13 protein-coding genes are annotated in these 14,727 nt (G+C 62.1%); 5 read left to right on the top strand and 8 right to left on the bottom strand.

The genetic code is table 11. The features are described 5' to 3' along the window. Positions 1–48: 48 nt before the first annotated feature. Both LB568_RS13465 and LB568_RS13470 read right to left on the bottom strand, forming a co-directional pair. Positions 49–792 (bottom strand): creatininase family protein, encoded by a 744-nt coding sequence (locus tag LB568_RS13465; RefSeq protein ID WP_224730385.1) that lies wholly within the window; start codon positions 790–792, stop codon positions 49–51. A gap of 3 nt (positions 793–795) precedes the next feature. Then, a complete protein-coding gene (locus LB568_RS13470) occupies positions 796–1,422 on the bottom strand; it encodes an SIS domain-containing protein (protein ID WP_013895936.1) in 627 nt (208 codons plus the stop codon). A 116-nt stretch (positions 1,423–1,538) separates the two neighbouring features. Between LB568_RS13470 and LB568_RS13475 the strand changes: the two genes are divergently transcribed. After that, a complete protein-coding gene (locus LB568_RS13475; protein ID WP_224730386.1) occupies positions 1,539–2,561 on the top strand; it encodes an aldo/keto reductase in 1,023 nt (340 codons plus the stop codon). Between the two features lie 82 nt (positions 2,562–2,643). On the opposite strand, the gene LB568_RS13480 is transcribed toward LB568_RS13475, so the two are convergent. The 4 genes from LB568_RS13480 to clpP all read right to left on the bottom strand — a co-directional run bounded on the left by LB568_RS13480 (position 2,644) and on the right by clpP (position 7,999). Next, positions 2,644–2,916, bottom strand: coding sequence for an HU family DNA-binding protein (locus LB568_RS13480; protein WP_006201846.1), 273 nt, complete (start codon positions 2,914–2,916; stop codon positions 2,644–2,646). A gap of 197 nt (positions 2,917–3,113) precedes the next feature. Next, entirely contained in the window at positions 3,114–5,525 is a 2,412-nt protein-coding gene (gene lon / locus LB568_RS13485) for an endopeptidase La (RefSeq protein ID WP_013895938.1), read from the bottom strand. A 275-nt stretch (positions 5,526–5,800) separates the two neighbouring features. Further along, positions 5,801–7,075 (bottom strand): ATP-dependent Clp protease ATP-binding subunit ClpX, encoded by a 1,275-nt coding sequence (clpX, locus tag LB568_RS13490; protein ID WP_013532190.1) that lies wholly within the window; start codon positions 7,073–7,075, stop codon positions 5,801–5,803. 294 nt (positions 7,076–7,369) lie between these two features. Then, the gene (clpP, locus tag LB568_RS13495) at positions 7,370–7,999 is read right to left on the bottom strand and encodes an ATP-dependent Clp endopeptidase proteolytic subunit ClpP (RefSeq protein WP_013895939.1); all 630 of its coding nucleotides are present in this window, start codon (positions 7,997–7,999) and stop codon (positions 7,370–7,372) included. 343 nt (positions 8,000–8,342) lie between these two features. Here clpP and LB568_RS13500 point away from each other — a divergent pair, with 343 nt between their 5' ends. The 4 genes from LB568_RS13500 to LB568_RS13515 all read left to right on the top strand — a co-directional run bounded on the left by LB568_RS13500 (position 8,343) and on the right by LB568_RS13515 (position 12,837). Then, positions 8,343–8,933 (top strand): hypothetical protein, encoded by a 591-nt coding sequence (locus LB568_RS13500; RefSeq protein WP_224730387.1) that lies wholly within the window; start codon positions 8,343–8,345, stop codon positions 8,931–8,933. A gap of 84 nt (positions 8,934–9,017) precedes the next feature. Continuing rightward, on the top strand, positions 9,018–10,397 hold the full coding sequence (locus tag LB568_RS13505) for a pyridoxal phosphate-dependent decarboxylase family protein (RefSeq protein WP_224730388.1): 1,380 nt from the start codon (positions 9,018–9,020) through the stop codon (positions 10,395–10,397). 105 nt (positions 10,398–10,502) lie between these two features. Beyond that, on the top strand, positions 10,503–11,747 hold the full coding sequence (locus LB568_RS13510) for a cytochrome P450 (protein ID WP_224730389.1): 1,245 nt from the start codon (positions 10,503–10,505) through the stop codon (positions 11,745–11,747). Positions 11,748–11,772: 25 nt separating this feature from the next. Continuing rightward, positions 11,773–12,837: a hypothetical protein gene (locus LB568_RS13515; RefSeq protein WP_224730390.1), complete on the top strand. Its 1,065-nt coding sequence runs from the start codon at positions 11,773–11,775 to the stop codon at positions 12,835–12,837. Here LB568_RS13515 and LB568_RS13520 read toward each other — a convergent pair whose 3' ends face one another. Then, entirely contained in the window at positions 12,838–13,185 is a 348-nt protein-coding gene (locus LB568_RS13520) for a cupin domain-containing protein (RefSeq protein WP_224730391.1), read from the bottom strand. It lies immediately after the preceding gene. Between the two features lie 114 nt (positions 13,186–13,299). Continuing rightward, positions 13,300–14,580, bottom strand: coding sequence for an O-acetylhomoserine aminocarboxypropyltransferase (locus LB568_RS13525; RefSeq protein ID WP_224730392.1), 1,281 nt, complete (start codon positions 14,578–14,580; stop codon positions 13,300–13,302). Positions 14,581–14,727: the final 147 nt, after the last annotated feature.

The following is a 14,727-nucleotide window of genomic DNA, read 5'->3' on the forward strand; positions in this document are numbered from 1 at the left end:
CGGTTGCCGCTCTTCCTTCTCCCCTTGCGGGAGAAGGAAGAACCTCCGCTAGCGCCTGAGGATTTCTCTCAGATGATCCATAATCATCGCCACGCCCCTCTGCCCCAACTCCGCCGAGGCCTCCGGCGCGCTTGCCGTGTACCAGCCGGTGTTATCGGCGAAGTGGGCGGCATCGACAGCTTCCGGACATAACGCCAACATCAGCGATGTCTCGCCGATGCCGGCGTGGTCGAACGGGTACTTGCCGTTCATGGTCGCCGGCATCAGCGGATGCACCTGCACCCAGTTGAAGAAGTTTTCACCCGCGGCCTGCCCGGAATAGTAGTCGGCCATCTCCTGCGAGCCCCACCAGCCCTCGCCGCGCTGCTTTTCGAGGAAACGGAAGATCGCCTGACGGCCGGCGGTCTTGAAGGCGAGGTCGGTCGGCATGCCGGCGGCAAAGTTCTCGGTCTGGTGGTGGATGACGGCGTGGATGTTGCGAAAGCCGATGCGCAGCAGGCCGTAGAACAGCTCTTCCGCGAACGGCGCCAGCTGATTGCCGCCGACCTGCACCGAGCCGGTGCCCTCCGGCGGCGCCACCGCGTAGCTCGCGGCACCGTAGTAGAAGGGCGGCAGGATGACGACCTCCCTCTCCTTCTCGAACAGTTCCAGCGTCTTGACGACAGCCAGCGTGTCCATGCCGACAGCCATGTGCTCGCCATGGTATTCGAGCACGCCGAGCGGCAGCGCGACCGGCCAATTCTCAGCGATCGCCTTGCGGATCTGGTGCGGCAGCATCAGTTCATAGCGCATGATCTATTCCATGTTGGTGTGGCGGGCGCGCATGGCTTCAGGCGACGCACCGGTCAGGGATTTGAGCTTCAGCACCATCACTTCGAACAGCAGGAACAGCGCTCCTTCGAACACCGAGCCCATCGGCAGCACCGATGTCTTTTGCGCGCCCTGATCGTTGGCCATGGTCTGTGCGGGAATGAGCAGCGTGAAATCGGCGCGCTTCGCAGCGCTGCTTTCGGCCTGGGCGGTCAGCAGAAGGTTGGTCGCGCCGGCGGCGTGCGCAACCTGCATCAAGGTCAGCACGGTCGTGGTTTCTCCCGGTCCGGAACTGGCCAGGAAGACGTCGCCCGGCCCCAGAGGCGGCGTGTTCATGTCGCCGACCACGGAAACCGGCAGGCCGAGATGATAGAGCCGCATGGCGAAGCCCTTGACCTGCAAGGCCTCGCGGCCGCAGCCATAGACGACGACCCGTCCAGCATCAGCCAGCATCTTGCAGGCGGTGTCGATCCGGCTCTCGTCGACGCGCTCCAGCACGCCGCCGAGTTCGGCAAGCGCGGTCCTGAACAGGGTTTCGTTCCGGTCGCTCACGGCAAACCCGCTCTCGAAATCATCTTGCGATTTTCCCACGAACAGCTTGATTTCGTTCATGCTAGCAACCGCGAAAATGCGTGTCCAACGCCGCGCGGCGCTTTTGCCTGATCACAGGCATGATAGTGTCATGCCAGACAAATCAACCCACAGATCAATCCGGGACACTGCAGGACATGAAGACACGGCATTTCGACCGCATCGGCAATGGCGGCATCACTTTTACCGAGCTCGGCTTCGGCACCGCGCCGCTCGGCAATCTCTACCGCGCCGTTTCGGATGAGGATGCCAATGCCACGCTCGAAGCCGCCTGGGGGACCGGGTGCCGCTACTACGACACCGCGCCACTCTACGGGCTTGGCTTGTCGGAAACACGCCTCAACCCGTTCCTGCGCGGCAGGAAGCGCGACGACTATGTGCTGTCGAGCAAGGTCGGCCGCATCATGCGCGCCTGCCCGCCGGAGCAACGCACGGGCATAGGCAAGTTCTTCGACACGCCGTCGCGGCGCGAGGTGTACGATTACAGCTATGATGGCGTCATGCGCTCGTTCGAGGCCTCGCTGGAGCGCCTCGGCGTCGACCGCATCGATATCCTCTTCGTGCACGATGTCGACATCTTCACCCATGGCAGCAAGGAAGCGTCCGACCAGCGCATCGAGGAGTTCATGCGCTCGGGCTATTACGGGCTGCTGTCATTGCGTGACCAGGGCGTGATCAAGGCGTTCGGTGGCGGCATCAATGAATGGCAGGTTGCCCAGACGCTGGCCGAGCGCGGCGATTTCGACCTGTTCCTGCTTGCCGGGCGCTACACGCTGCTGGAACAGGAGGCGCTGACGTCCTTCCTGCCGCTCTGCCAGAAGCGCGGCATCGGCATCGTTCTCGGCGGCCCCTACAATTCCGGCATCCTGGCAACCGGGCCGAAGCCGGGCGCCTACTACAATTACTCCGAGGCCCCCAAGGACATCCTTGAGCGGGTCGCCGGCATCGAGGGCGTCTGCAAGCGCCATGGCGTCAGGCTGATCGAAGCGGCGCTGCAGTTCCCGCTGCTGCATCCATCGGTCGTCTCGGTGATCCCCGGCGGCCAGCGGCCGAGCGAAGTGGAGAGCAACCGGTCGCTGCTCGACGCCAAGCTGCCCGCGGCCCTGTGGGCCGACCTCAAGAAGGAAGGCCTGATGCGCGCGGATGCGCCCACCGCATAGACCGGGGCCCTGGCGGCCGAACGCACAAAAATGAAAAGCCGGGCGGGCCCGGCTTTTCTGGTCTCTGAAAAAGAAAAAACGCTTAGTTGACTGCGTCCTTGAGGCCCTTGCCGGCCGAGAACTTCGGCACGGTGCGTGCCGGGATCTTCACTTCGGCGCCGGTCTGAGGGTTGCGGCCGGTCGAAGCCGCACGCTTTGACACGGTGAAATTGCCAAAGCCGACAAGCCGGACATCGCCGCCCTTCTTCAGTTCGCCGGTGATGACGGAAAATACCGCATCGACCGCCGACTGCGCGTCACCCTTCGAAATGCTCGCGGCGTCGGCGACAGCGGACACCAGTTCGTTCTTGTTCATAAAAATTCCCTTCCATGAGAACACCGGAACTAACGACTCATCCGGCAGGAAACGGACTTTAGAAAGAAGCGCTTCCGCAACCAAGTCGAAAAGGCAGGAAAAAACCGGAAAAAGCCCGGAATTCCGGGGTTTTTCACATGAAAAAGCCGGGCGCGAGGCCCGGCTCTTCTGTTTGTGCGCTGCAACTTTAGCAATTACTAATGTGCAAGCGACTTTCCGGCATCGTCGGTGGTGTCCGTCGTGGCCGGCGGATTGACCGGTTCGACCCATTCGATCGGCTCCGGCATACGCACCAGCGCGTGGCGCAACACCTCGCCGACCCGCGAGACCGGAATGATTTCCATGCCGTTCTTCACGTTGTCCGGTATATCCGCCAGATCCTTGGCGTTGTCTTCCGGGATCAGCACCTTCTTGATGCCGCCGCGCAGTGCGGCGAGCAGCTTCTCCTTGAGGCCGCCGATCGGCAAGATGCGGCCGCGAAGCGTTATCTCGCCAGTCATCGCCACATCGGCACGGACCGGAATACCCGTCAGCACCGACACGATGGCTGTCGCCATCGCAGCACCCGCGGACGGGCCGTCCTTCGGCGTGGCGCCTTCCGGCAAGTGGACGTGGATGTCGCGCTTGTCGAACAGCGGCGGCTCGATGCCGAAATCGAGCGCGCGCGAGCGGACATAGGAGGCCGCCGCCGAGATCGATTCCTTCATCACGTCGCGCAGATTGCCGGTCACCGTCATGCGGCCCTTGCCGGGCATCATGACGCCTTCGACGGTCAGCAGCTCGCCGCCGACTTCCGTCCAGGCAAGCCCGGTAACGACGCCGACCTGATCGTCAGCCTCGACCTGGCCGAAGCGGAAGCGCTGGACACCAAGGTAATCGGCGAGGTTCGCCGCCGTAATGGTCACCGTCTTCTTCTTCGTCTTCAGGATCTCGGTCACCGCCTTGCGCCCGAGCTTCATCAGCTCGCGCTCCAGGCTCCTGACGCCCGCTTCGCGGGTGTAGGTCTGGATGATGGCGCGGATCGCGTCCTCGCCGACGGAGAACTCCTTCGGCTGCAGCGCATGATCGCGCACCACCTTCGGCATCAGGTGCCGCTTGGCGATCTCGATCTTCTCGTCCTCGGTATAGCCGGCGATACGGATGATCTCCATGCGGTCCATCAAGGGCGCAGGGATGTTCAGCGTATTGGCCGTCGTCACGAACATCACGCTCGACAGGTCGTATTCGACCTCGAGGTAATGGTCCATGAACGTCGAGTTCTGCTCGGGATCGAGCACCTCGAGCAGCGCCGACGACGGATCGCCACGGAAGTCCTGGCCCATCTTATCGATCTCGTCGAGCAGGAAGAGCGGGTTGGACTTCTTCGCCTTCTTCATCGACTGGATGACCTTACCAGGCATCGAGCCGATATAGGTGCGCCGGTGGCCACGGATCTCGGCTTCGTCACGCACGCCGCCCAGCGCCATGCGGATGAATTCGCGGCCGGTCGCCTTGGCGATCGACTTGCCGAGCGAGGTCTTGCCGACGCCGGGAGGGCCGACGAGGCACAGGATCGGCCCCTTCAGCTTCTTCTGGCGGCTTTGCACGGCAAGGTACTCGACGATGCGGTCCTTGACCTTGTCGAGGCCGAAGTGATCGGTATCAAGCACGTTCTGCGCATAAGCCAGATCCTGCTTGACCTTGGAGTTCTTGCCCCACGGGATCGACAGCAGCCAATCGAGATAGTTGCGCACGACGGTCGATTCCGCCGACATCGGCGACATTGTCCGCAGCTTCTTCAATTCGGCTTCCGCCTTCTCGCGGGCCTCCTTGGAGAGCTTGGTCTTCTTGATGCGCGCCTCGATTTCGGCGGCCTCGTCGCGGCCGTCCTCGCCTTCGCCGAGCTCCTTTTGGATCGCCTTCATCTGCTCGTTGAGGTAGTATTCGCGCTGCGTCTTCTCCATCTGGCGCTTGACGCGCGAGCGGATGCGCTTCTCCACCTGCAGGACGGAGATTTCGGCTTCCATGAAGCCCATCGCCTTTTCCAGCCGCTCCTTGACAGAGAGCGTGGCCAGCATTTCCTGCTTCTCGGGGATCTTGATGGCGAGATGCGAGGCAACCGTGTCGGCGAGCTTGGAATAGTCGTCGATCTGGCTGGCAGCGCCCACCACTTCGGGCGAGATCTTCTTGTTCAGCTTGACGTAGTTCTCGAAGTCGGTGACGACCGAACGCGCCAACGCCTCGACCTCGACCTCTTCCTCTTCCGGCTCGACCAGCGCCGTGGCGCGGGCCTCGTGGAAGTCGGGACGGTCGGTGAAGGAGACGATTTTCGCGCGCGAGGCGCCCTCGACCAGAACCTTGACGGTGCCGTCGGGCAGCTTCAGCAATTGCAGCACATTGGCGAGCGTGCCGATATCGAAGATGGCATCGGGCTCGGGATCGTCATCGGCGGCATTCATCTGGGTGGCAAGCAGGATCTGCTTTTCCTGCCCCATCACCTCTTCCAGCGCCTTGATCGATTTCTCACGCCCGACAAAGAGCGGAACGATCATGTGCGGGAACACCACGATGTCGCGCAGTGGGAGGACTGCGAAGACGCCGTCGCTGGGAGCCTTGGATATTTTGGCCATTGTCCAACCTTTCATGTCGCGGCCGCTAATTGAGCCAACCGCGAATCTTATATTAACGACCGGGGATCGTTCCGCCTACCACCGTTTGTGACGGGAGTTTTACAGCACAGAAATCGGGCACCTCGGCCTTCTCGTGTTAGGTGGATGCAAGCGGGGCAAAGATCAAGAGTTAACATCGTCCGCAATCCATTCCATTGCAAAGGTCGCATGCCCCGTGACAGCAAAACGGCGCCGCAAGGGCGCCGTTCCACAAAAATATGGGCTGAAGTGCCATATCAGGCACTGACGTTGCCCTTCTTTTCCTTCTGCTCGGAGTAGATGTAGAGCGGCCGGGCGCTGCCGGTCACCACTTCCTCCGAAATCACCACTTCGCGCACGCCTTCGAGCGCGGGCAGTTCGAACATCGTATCGAGCAGGATCGCTTCCATGATCGAGCGCAGGCCGCGCGCACCGGTCTTGCGCTCGATGGCGCGCTTGGCGATCGCCGACAGGGCGTTCTCGTGGAAGGTCAGGTCGACATTCTCCATCTCGAACAGCCGCTGATACTGCTTGACCAGCGCGTTCTTCGGCTCGGTCAGGATCTGGATCAGCGCCGGCTCGTCGAGGTCTTCCAGCGTCGCCAGGACCGGCAGGCGGCCGACGAATTCCGGGATCAGGCCGAACTTCAAGAGATCCTCCGGCTCGACCAGGCGGAAGACATCGCCGGTGCGCCGATCTTCCGGCGACGCGACGACGGCGCCGAAGCCGATCGAGGTCTTGCGGCCGCGATCCGAGATGATCTTGTCCAGTCCGGCGAAGGCGCCGCCGCAGATGAACAGGATGTTGGCGGTGTCGACCTGCAGGAATTCCTGCTGCGGGTGCTTCCTGCCGCCCTGCGGCGGCACGGAGGCGACCGTGCCTTCCATGATCTTCAGAAGCGCCTGCTGCACGCCCTCGCCCGACACGTCGCGGGTGATCGAGGGATTGTCGGACTTGCGCGAAATCTTGTCGATCTCGTCGATGTAGACGATACCGCGCTGGGCGCGCTCGACATTGTAGTCGGCCGACTGCAGCAGCTTCAGGATGATGTTCTCGACGTCCTCGCCGACATAACCGGCTTCGGTCAGCGTCGTGGCGTCCGCCATTGTGAACGGCACGTCGATGATGCGGGCCAGCGTCTGCGCGAGCAGCGTCTTGCCGCAACCGGTCGGGCCGATCAGCAGGATGTTGGACTTCGCCAGTTCGACATCGTTGTTCTTGCCGGCATGCGCGAGGCGCTTGTAGTGGTTGTGGACCGCCACCGACAGCACGCGCTTGGCATAGGGCTGGCCGATGACATAATCGTCGAGAACCTTGAGGATCTCCTGCGGTGTCGGCACGCCCTCGCGCGACTTCACCATCGAGGTCTTGTTCTCCTCGCGGATGATGTCCATGCAGAGCTCGACGCATTCATCGCAGATGAAGACCGTCGGGCCAGCAATCAGCTTGCGCACCTCGTGCTGGCTCTTGCCGCAAAACGAGCAATAGAGCGTGTTCTTGGAATCACCGCTGTTGTTGCCGACCTTGCTCATTTTCATGTCCTTTCATGGCCGCCCGCCGATGGTCTGGCTGAAAGGGCGCAACTTCAATCTATCGCGGGAATCCGCCGCCGCCAGTGTCCCAGCTCCCGCAACGTATTCCGTACGAAACACAAATCAGAAAACGTGGCAATGATTCGCAGCTCCCCACGCAAAGCTAAGCCGTCGAAAATCAACATAGCCTTAACGTAGGCAATCCCGACCGTCGAGGGAACAGCCAATTGTGGCCGAAATGACGCAAGACGCGCCAAAAGCGCGTGATGGTGCCATCCAACTGCCAACAAGCCCTTATGCCAGCGCTCCCTCGGCCGCCTCGCGCGACGAAATGACCTTGTCGATGAGGCCGAAGTCCCTGGCCTCGTCGGCGGTCATGAAATGGTCGCGGTCGAGCGTCTTTTCGATCTCTTCGTAGCTCTTGCCGGTGTGCTTGACGTAAACCTCGTTGAGGCGGCGCTTCAGCTTGATAATGTCCTGGGCATGACGCTCGATGTCGGACGCCTGGCCCTGGAAACCGCCGGAGGGCTGGTGAACCATGATGCGGGCGTTCGGCGTGGCGAAGCGCATGTCCTTGTGACCGGCGGTCAGGAGCAGCGAGCCCATCGAAGCCGCCTGGCCGATGCAGAGCGTCGACACCGCCGGCTTGATGAACTGCATGGTGTCGTAGATCGCCATGCCCGAGGTGACGACACCGCCCGGCGAATTGATATAGAGGTTGATTTCCTTCTTCGGGTTCTCGGCTTCGAGGAACAGGAGCTGCGCGCAGACCAGCGTCGCCATGCCGTCCTCGACCGGACCGGTGATGAAAATGATACGCTCCTTGAGGAGGCGCGAGAAAATGTCGTAGGCACGCTCGCCGCGATTGGTCTGCTCGACCACCATCGGAACGAGGTTCATGTAGGTTTCGACGGGGTTCTTCATTCGTTGTCTCTTATCTCGCGGTGGGATTCCGGCTCCGGGAAGGCTGGCAAGTGGGCTGGCAAGTCGGGCAGAATCGGTTCTGGATCGTTATTCTGTAAATAGGATGCCGGCTCATCCTTGTGCAAGGCCGACCCGTCCTAGCCATCTGGGTAAGTCGAATCAAGGTTTCCAGCCAAGGATTCGCAGCGGCGGACGCCTCTGCCGCTCCATACCGCATGCCCCCGGGTCAACCGGGTAGCAGTTTCTTAACCGCGTCACTTAACGAAATGCGCCGAAACCGCTTTCCTCCGGAGCCGCTTCCCCTACAATCCAACGTTGAACGCCGTTCGGTAGGGGGAGTGCCATGCCTGGGAAAATCGCATGCTTCACCATTGCCGGGTTGACCGTGCTCGGCACGATTTCGCCGACGGCGGCCGGTGGCCGCGCCGTCGAATGTTATGAGCCGGTCCGTTCGCCTGCCGTCTACGACACGGTCTACGAGGACGTGATGGTCAGTCCGCCCGGCCAGCAGGTGGACTACGACCCGCCCATTTACGGCACGCGCGAACGCGTGGTGATGACCGTTCCGGCCCAGGTGAGCTACGAGGTCGTGCCCGCCGTCACCCGCACCGTCTACCATACGGTCCAGGTCGATGATGGCGGCTATTCCTGGGAATGGCGCGTCATCCATGGCCGCAGGGTGCTGTGCAAGGTCTGGCACAAGGCGCGCTACGAACGCGTCGCCGAGACCGTGGTGGTCCAGCCGGAGCGCACACGGCGCATCGTCATTCCGGCGCAGTATGACCGGATCGCCGAGGAAGTGCTGGTTCGGCCCGAGCAAAGGCGCGTTATCGATATTCCCGCCTCTTACCAGACCGTCGCAAGGCGCGTTCTGGTGCGCGAAGGGTCGTCAGGCTGGCGGCGCGTACATATTCCAAGGCATTGCCAGGACTAGCGACATAGACGACCCCACGACGGTTGTTGGATTTCAACCGGAAGTGTAGTCTGCGCGCAACGGAAACCTGTTTTGGGCCGAGCAATGCGCGACCTGGAAATTTCCAACCAGGAACTATCCGATATTGCGGAAGAAGCCTTGGGGCTGGCCAAAAGCTATTGGGCGTCTCTCGAAGGGCGTCGGGCATATCCCTCGACCAGCGGCGAGGACACGAACGAACTCTTCTCGCGGCCTTGGCTGGAGAACGGTCGTGGTCGGGAAATCCTGCAGGACTTCAAGTCGATCGCGGAGCATGCGCGCCCCGCCACCGGCAGGTTCTTCGGCTACGTCGTCGGCTCGGGCGAACCGATCGGCGCGCTGGGGGAATTGCTGGCTGCGGTGCTCAATCAAAACGTGACGTCGTGGCGGTCGGCGCCGGCGGCGACATCGATCGAACGCGCCGTCGTCGGGTGGTTGGCCGAGGCCGTCGGCTGCGCCGGATTTACAGGCAGCCTGTGCGGCGGCGGCTCGATGGCCAACCTCATGGCGCTGGCGATGGCGCGGGAAGCGAAGCTGCCAGCCAATGAAACGGGCGTACAGCCATGCGTGATCTATGCTTCCGAGCAAGTGCACATGTCGATACCAAAAGCCGTCGCGCTGCTCGGCATCGGCAGAAGAAATCTGCGCCTGATCCCCGTCGACGACAAATTCAAGATGCGCACGGACGCCCTCCAGGCATCCATAACCGCCGACCGCGAGGCCGGAAACGTGCCTATCGCCATCGTGGCCACGGTCGGCACCATCGTCTCCGGCGCAATCGATCCTCTCCTTGAAATCGCGGACATTGCCCGCAGGGAGGCGCTGTGGATGCACGTCGATGGTGCCTATGGCGGGATGGCGGCCCTGGCAGTGCCGGAAAAGTTCCAGGGATTGTCCTTGGCGGATTCGCTGTCGCTCGACGCGCACAAATGGCTGTATCAACCACTCGATTGCGGCTGCCTGCTCAATCGTCATCCAGACATCGCGCGCACGACTTTCTCGCACAGCGACGACTATGTCAGGATATTGAGCGAAGATCCCACCGAAGCCTTTGCGTTCTTTGAGGAGTCGATCGAGCTGTCTCGACGCTTCCGCGCGCTGAAGCTCTGGATGTCGCTGCAGTTTCACGGACGCGGTGCCTATCGCGAAGCCATCAGGCGCGATCTCGATCATGCGCAAATATTGGCGCAAACAATCGCGTTGCATCCAGAGCTGGAACAGCTTGCGCCCGTGTCGCTGAGCGCGGTCTGCTTCCGTCATCGCTCGAAGGACAATGAAGCGATCCTCCGACGCGTAATCGCGCGCGGCCGGGTGTATCTGTCGAATGCGACGATCAATGGTCAGTTCGTGCTGCGGGCTTGTTTCGTCAATCACCGGACGGCCCCGGATGACGTACGGGCCATTGTATCGGAAGTCATTGCCGCCGCCGAAGAGCTCAATCGCTGAGCCGCCGAGACCTTCCGTAGCCGCACCGGCTGGCTCAACTCATGGGCTATCGGGCGCCAACATACGGTCTGGAATGAGGCTGGCAAGCCGGGCTATGGGTCTGTCATGACCACGCTCCCCTATCTGGCCTTTGATCCAGCCACCCGCCACCTGCGGCTCGACCCGCACGAGCCGGCTTTCTTCCTCAACCCCTACGAGGCCTATGCGCACCTGCACGGCCTATCGAATGCGTTTTTCTGGGAGGAGTTCGGTTTCTGGTGCTTTGGCGGCTTCGATGACGTCAACCGGCTGCTGCGCGACCGCCGCTTCGGCCGCCAGAACCCGGCTGGCATTCCCGACAGTCGGGGCGTCGGCCAGGACAGAAGCCATCTCAAGGCTTTCGACGGCATCGAAGCGAACTCGATGCTGGAGCTGGAACCGCCGGTGCACACCCGGCTGCGAACACTGGTCAATCGCGCCTTCGTCTCGCGCCAGGTCGAGCGGCTGCGGCCGCGTGTCGAAGCACTCGCGAATGAGCTGATCGACCGTTTCGATCCGGCCGGCCCGGTCGACCTTTTGCCCGCCTTCGCGGCGCCGTTGCCGATCACCATCATCGCCGAAATGCTCGGCGTGCCTGTCGAGATGGGGCCGCAACTGCTCGACTGGTCACATCAAATGGTCGCCATGTACATCCATGGCCGCACCCGCGAGACCGAGGAAACGGCCAACCGCGCCGCGAGCGAATTTGCCGATTTCCTGCGCGGCTACATCACCGAGCGGCGCAAGAACCCGGGTGACGACCTGCTGTCGCTGCTGATCTCGGCGCAGGAAGACGGCCAAAGACTGTCGGAGGACGAGATGGTGTCGTCGGCCATCCTGCTGCTGAACGCCGGCCATGAAGCGACCGTGCATCAGACCGGCAATGCGGTGAGCTCGATCCTGGCGCAACAGGGTGACCCGCGCCGCTTCTTCACCTCGCCGGAAGCCACCGCTGCAACAGTCGAGGAATGCCTGCGCTTCGACGCACCGCTGCACATGTTCACCCGATACGCCTATCAGGAGATCGAAGTGGCGCCAGGCGTCGTCGTGCAGCCGGGCCAGACGATCGGGCTCTTGCTCGGCATGGCCAATCACGACCCGCGCGCCTTTGCCGACCCGCAGGCCTTCCGGCCGGACCGGACAGACCAGAAGAACGTGTCCTTCGGCGCCGGCATCCATTTCTGCATCGGCGCGCCGCTCGCCCGGCTCGAATTGCAAGTGTCGCTGAAGACCTTGTTCGACCGCCAGCCAAAGCTGCATCTTGCCGAAAGCCCGCGCTTCCGCGACACTTACCACTTCCATGGGCTGGAAACGCTCGCCGTCGGCTTTTGAACGATCGCGGGCCTGGGGCTGCGATATGAGACTGTTTTCCGAACTGGCGACGGCGTTCGCATCGGCATTGCTATGCGCATGCCTGGCGCACGCCCAGGCGCAGCAGCCGGAAAACATCCCGCAGGAAAACAGCGATGCCATCGCCAGGGCGATGGCGGCGGGCCTGCTGGAGCGCCAGACGGGTGCTGCCGTGCCCGCGGACAAGTTCTCGGCCTATGAGGTCGACTTCAACCTCGACGGTCTGTCCGAAATCTACGCCTACGTCGCGGATCCCGCTTGCGATGGCGCCAAATGCGGGCTTTTCCTGTTCGTGCTGGAAGGCGATGGCTACCGTGAGGTTCTCGGTGACATCCCCGGTGCGAGGCTGACGCCTCCAGACAAGGTCGCGCTCGGTGCTTTCAAGCGCAACGGCTTCATCGACCTGCAACTCGACCAGAAGCTGTTTGGCTGGACCGGCGACCGCTACGCTGAAGTCTCGACCTTCCCCGCCACGTCGCTCGACGGCGCCGTTTTCATCGCCGCCTGCCAAAAAAGCAAATCCAGCGAAAAGCCAGAAGAGGGCGAGGCCGAACGGGTTGCCGGTGAATGCCAATGCCAGTTCAACCGGTTTCAGGCGATCGGCTTCACCCAGGACGACCTTGACCAGTATGCCGCCTCGCTGGGCGAGAATTTCGAGTATCCCAGCGGCGACAAGGAGAAAGCCTGGCAAGCCGTCACCACGAAGGCAAGCGACACCGCAACCGGCTGCGACGTCGTCAGCGGCAAGAGCCAGTGGCAGCCGGCCTACTTCAATCATGGCGACCAGCCGCAACAGAGGCTGGATTTCAACGACTTCATCGCCGCCTGCCCGGCCCAGGATTTCATCCTGACCAACCGCAAGGTCGGCTTGCCGGACCGCGCACTCAGCCTCTGCGGCTGTCTGGCGCGGGAAATGCCGACCCAGGGTATCGCCCAGGAAGGGCTGGACCTGTTGACGCGATATTATCGCGACGAGATTGCCGACGCCGATCTCGAAGCCCAGGACGCCAATTTGCTGACCGCCCATGACAAGGCTTCGGAGGCCTGTCTCGGCCAATTTCCGGCGAAGTGATCACAGCTTGATCACATACTCCTTGCGTGTCGTTTCAAGCACTTCCCAGCTGCCCTTGAAGCCTGGCCTCAGCACGAAACTGTCGCCTGCCCTGACCGTGCGCGCCTCGCCGCCCTGTTCCGCGATTATCGAGACCCCGGACAGGATGTGGCAGAATTCCCATTCGTCATAGACGATGCGCCACTTGCCCGGGGTGGATTCCCAGATGCCGGCGTAGAGCCCGCCGTCCCGTTCCTCGACATTCCAGGTGCGGAATTTCGGGTCGCCCGAGATCAGCCGATCCGGCGCCGGTGCGCCGGATTCCGATTCGACGCTGTCGGTCGATATTGTCAGGTAATGTGCGGACAAGACTTGCCTCCCACAGTGAGTAGTCGTCGGTCGTGATTAGTGGCTAGCCACCCGAGCGTCTACGGGAGCGCTTCTACTCACTACTCACTACTCACTACTCACTACTTATTCAAATCAGACCTTGGCGAGCGCCTGTTCCAGGTCGGCGACGATGTCGGTGACATCCTCGATGCCGATGGAAAGCCGCACGGTATCCGGACCGGCGCCTGCCTTGACCTTCTGCTCGTCGGAAAGCTGGCGGTGCGTGGTCGACGCCGGGTGGATGACCAGCGACTTGGTGTCGCCGACATTGGCCAGATGCGAGAACAGTTCGAGCGCCTCGACGAACTTGACGCCGGCCTCATAGCCGCCCTTGAGGCCGAAGGTGAACACGGCGCCGGCGCCAAGCGGCGAATATTTCTTCTGCAGCGCGTTGTTCTTGTCGCTGGGAAGACCGGGATAGTTCACCCAGGCGACCTTGGGATGGTTGGACAGCCAGCCGGCGACGGTGATCGCGTTGTCGCAATGGCGCTGCATGCGCAGCGGCAAGGTTTCGAGGCCGGTCAGGATGAGGAACGCGTTGAACGGCGAGATCGCCGGGCCGAGATCGCGCAGGCCGAGCACGCGCGCGGCAATGGCGAAAGCGAAATTGCCGAAGGTCTCGTGCAGGACGAGGCCGCCATATTCGGGGCGCGGTTGCGACAGCATCGGGTATTTGCCCGACTTCGACCAGTCGAAGGTGCCGCCATCGACGATGACGCCGCCGATCGAATTGCCATGGCCGCCGATGAACTTGGTCAGCGAATGGACGACGATGTCGGCGCCGTGCTCGATCGGCCGGATCAAGTAGGGCGAGGCAAGCGTGTTGTCGACGATCAGCGGCAGGCCATGCTTGCGCGCGATTTCGCCGATCTTCTCGATATCGACGAAGGTACCGCCAGGATTGGCCAGGCTCTCGATGAAGATCGCCTTGGTCCTGTCGTCGATCTGGCTTTCGAAGGTCGAGACGTCATTGGCTTCGGCCCAATGCACCTCCCAGCCAAAATTCTTGAAGGCATGGCCGAACTGGTTGATCGATCCGCCATAAAGCTTATTGGCGGCGACGAAATTGTCGCCCGGCTGCATCAGATTGTGGAACACGATCACCTGCGCGGCATGGCCGGATGCCACCGCAAGGGCAGCCGTGCCGCCTTCGAGTGCGGCGACGCGCTCTTCGAGCACAGCCTGCGTCGGGTTCATGATGCGGGTGTAGATGTTGCCGAAGGCCTTCAGGCCGAAGAGAGAGGCGGCATGGTCGGCATCGTCGAAGACGAAGGACGTGGTCTGGTAGATCGGCGTGGCGCGCGCGCCGGTGGCCGGATCGGGCTTGGCGCCGGCATGGACGGCGAGCGTATTGAAACCGGGCGTACGGGTCACGGAAACCTCCCTAAAAAACCTTCTGAAAATCGCCGGGCATTCTTGGCGAAGCCCGGCCCGGAATGCAAAGAAGAAAATACCCTTCGGCGTGGGACCTTCGACCAAGCCGAAGGGAAATACGGCTTTTGCCGGAATAATTTTGCGCTT

The sequence above is a fragment of the Mesorhizobium sp. B263B2A genome, assembly GCF_020165775.1.
Taxonomy (GTDB): Bacteria; Pseudomonadota; Alphaproteobacteria; order Rhizobiales; family Rhizobiaceae; genus Mesorhizobium; species Mesorhizobium opportunistum.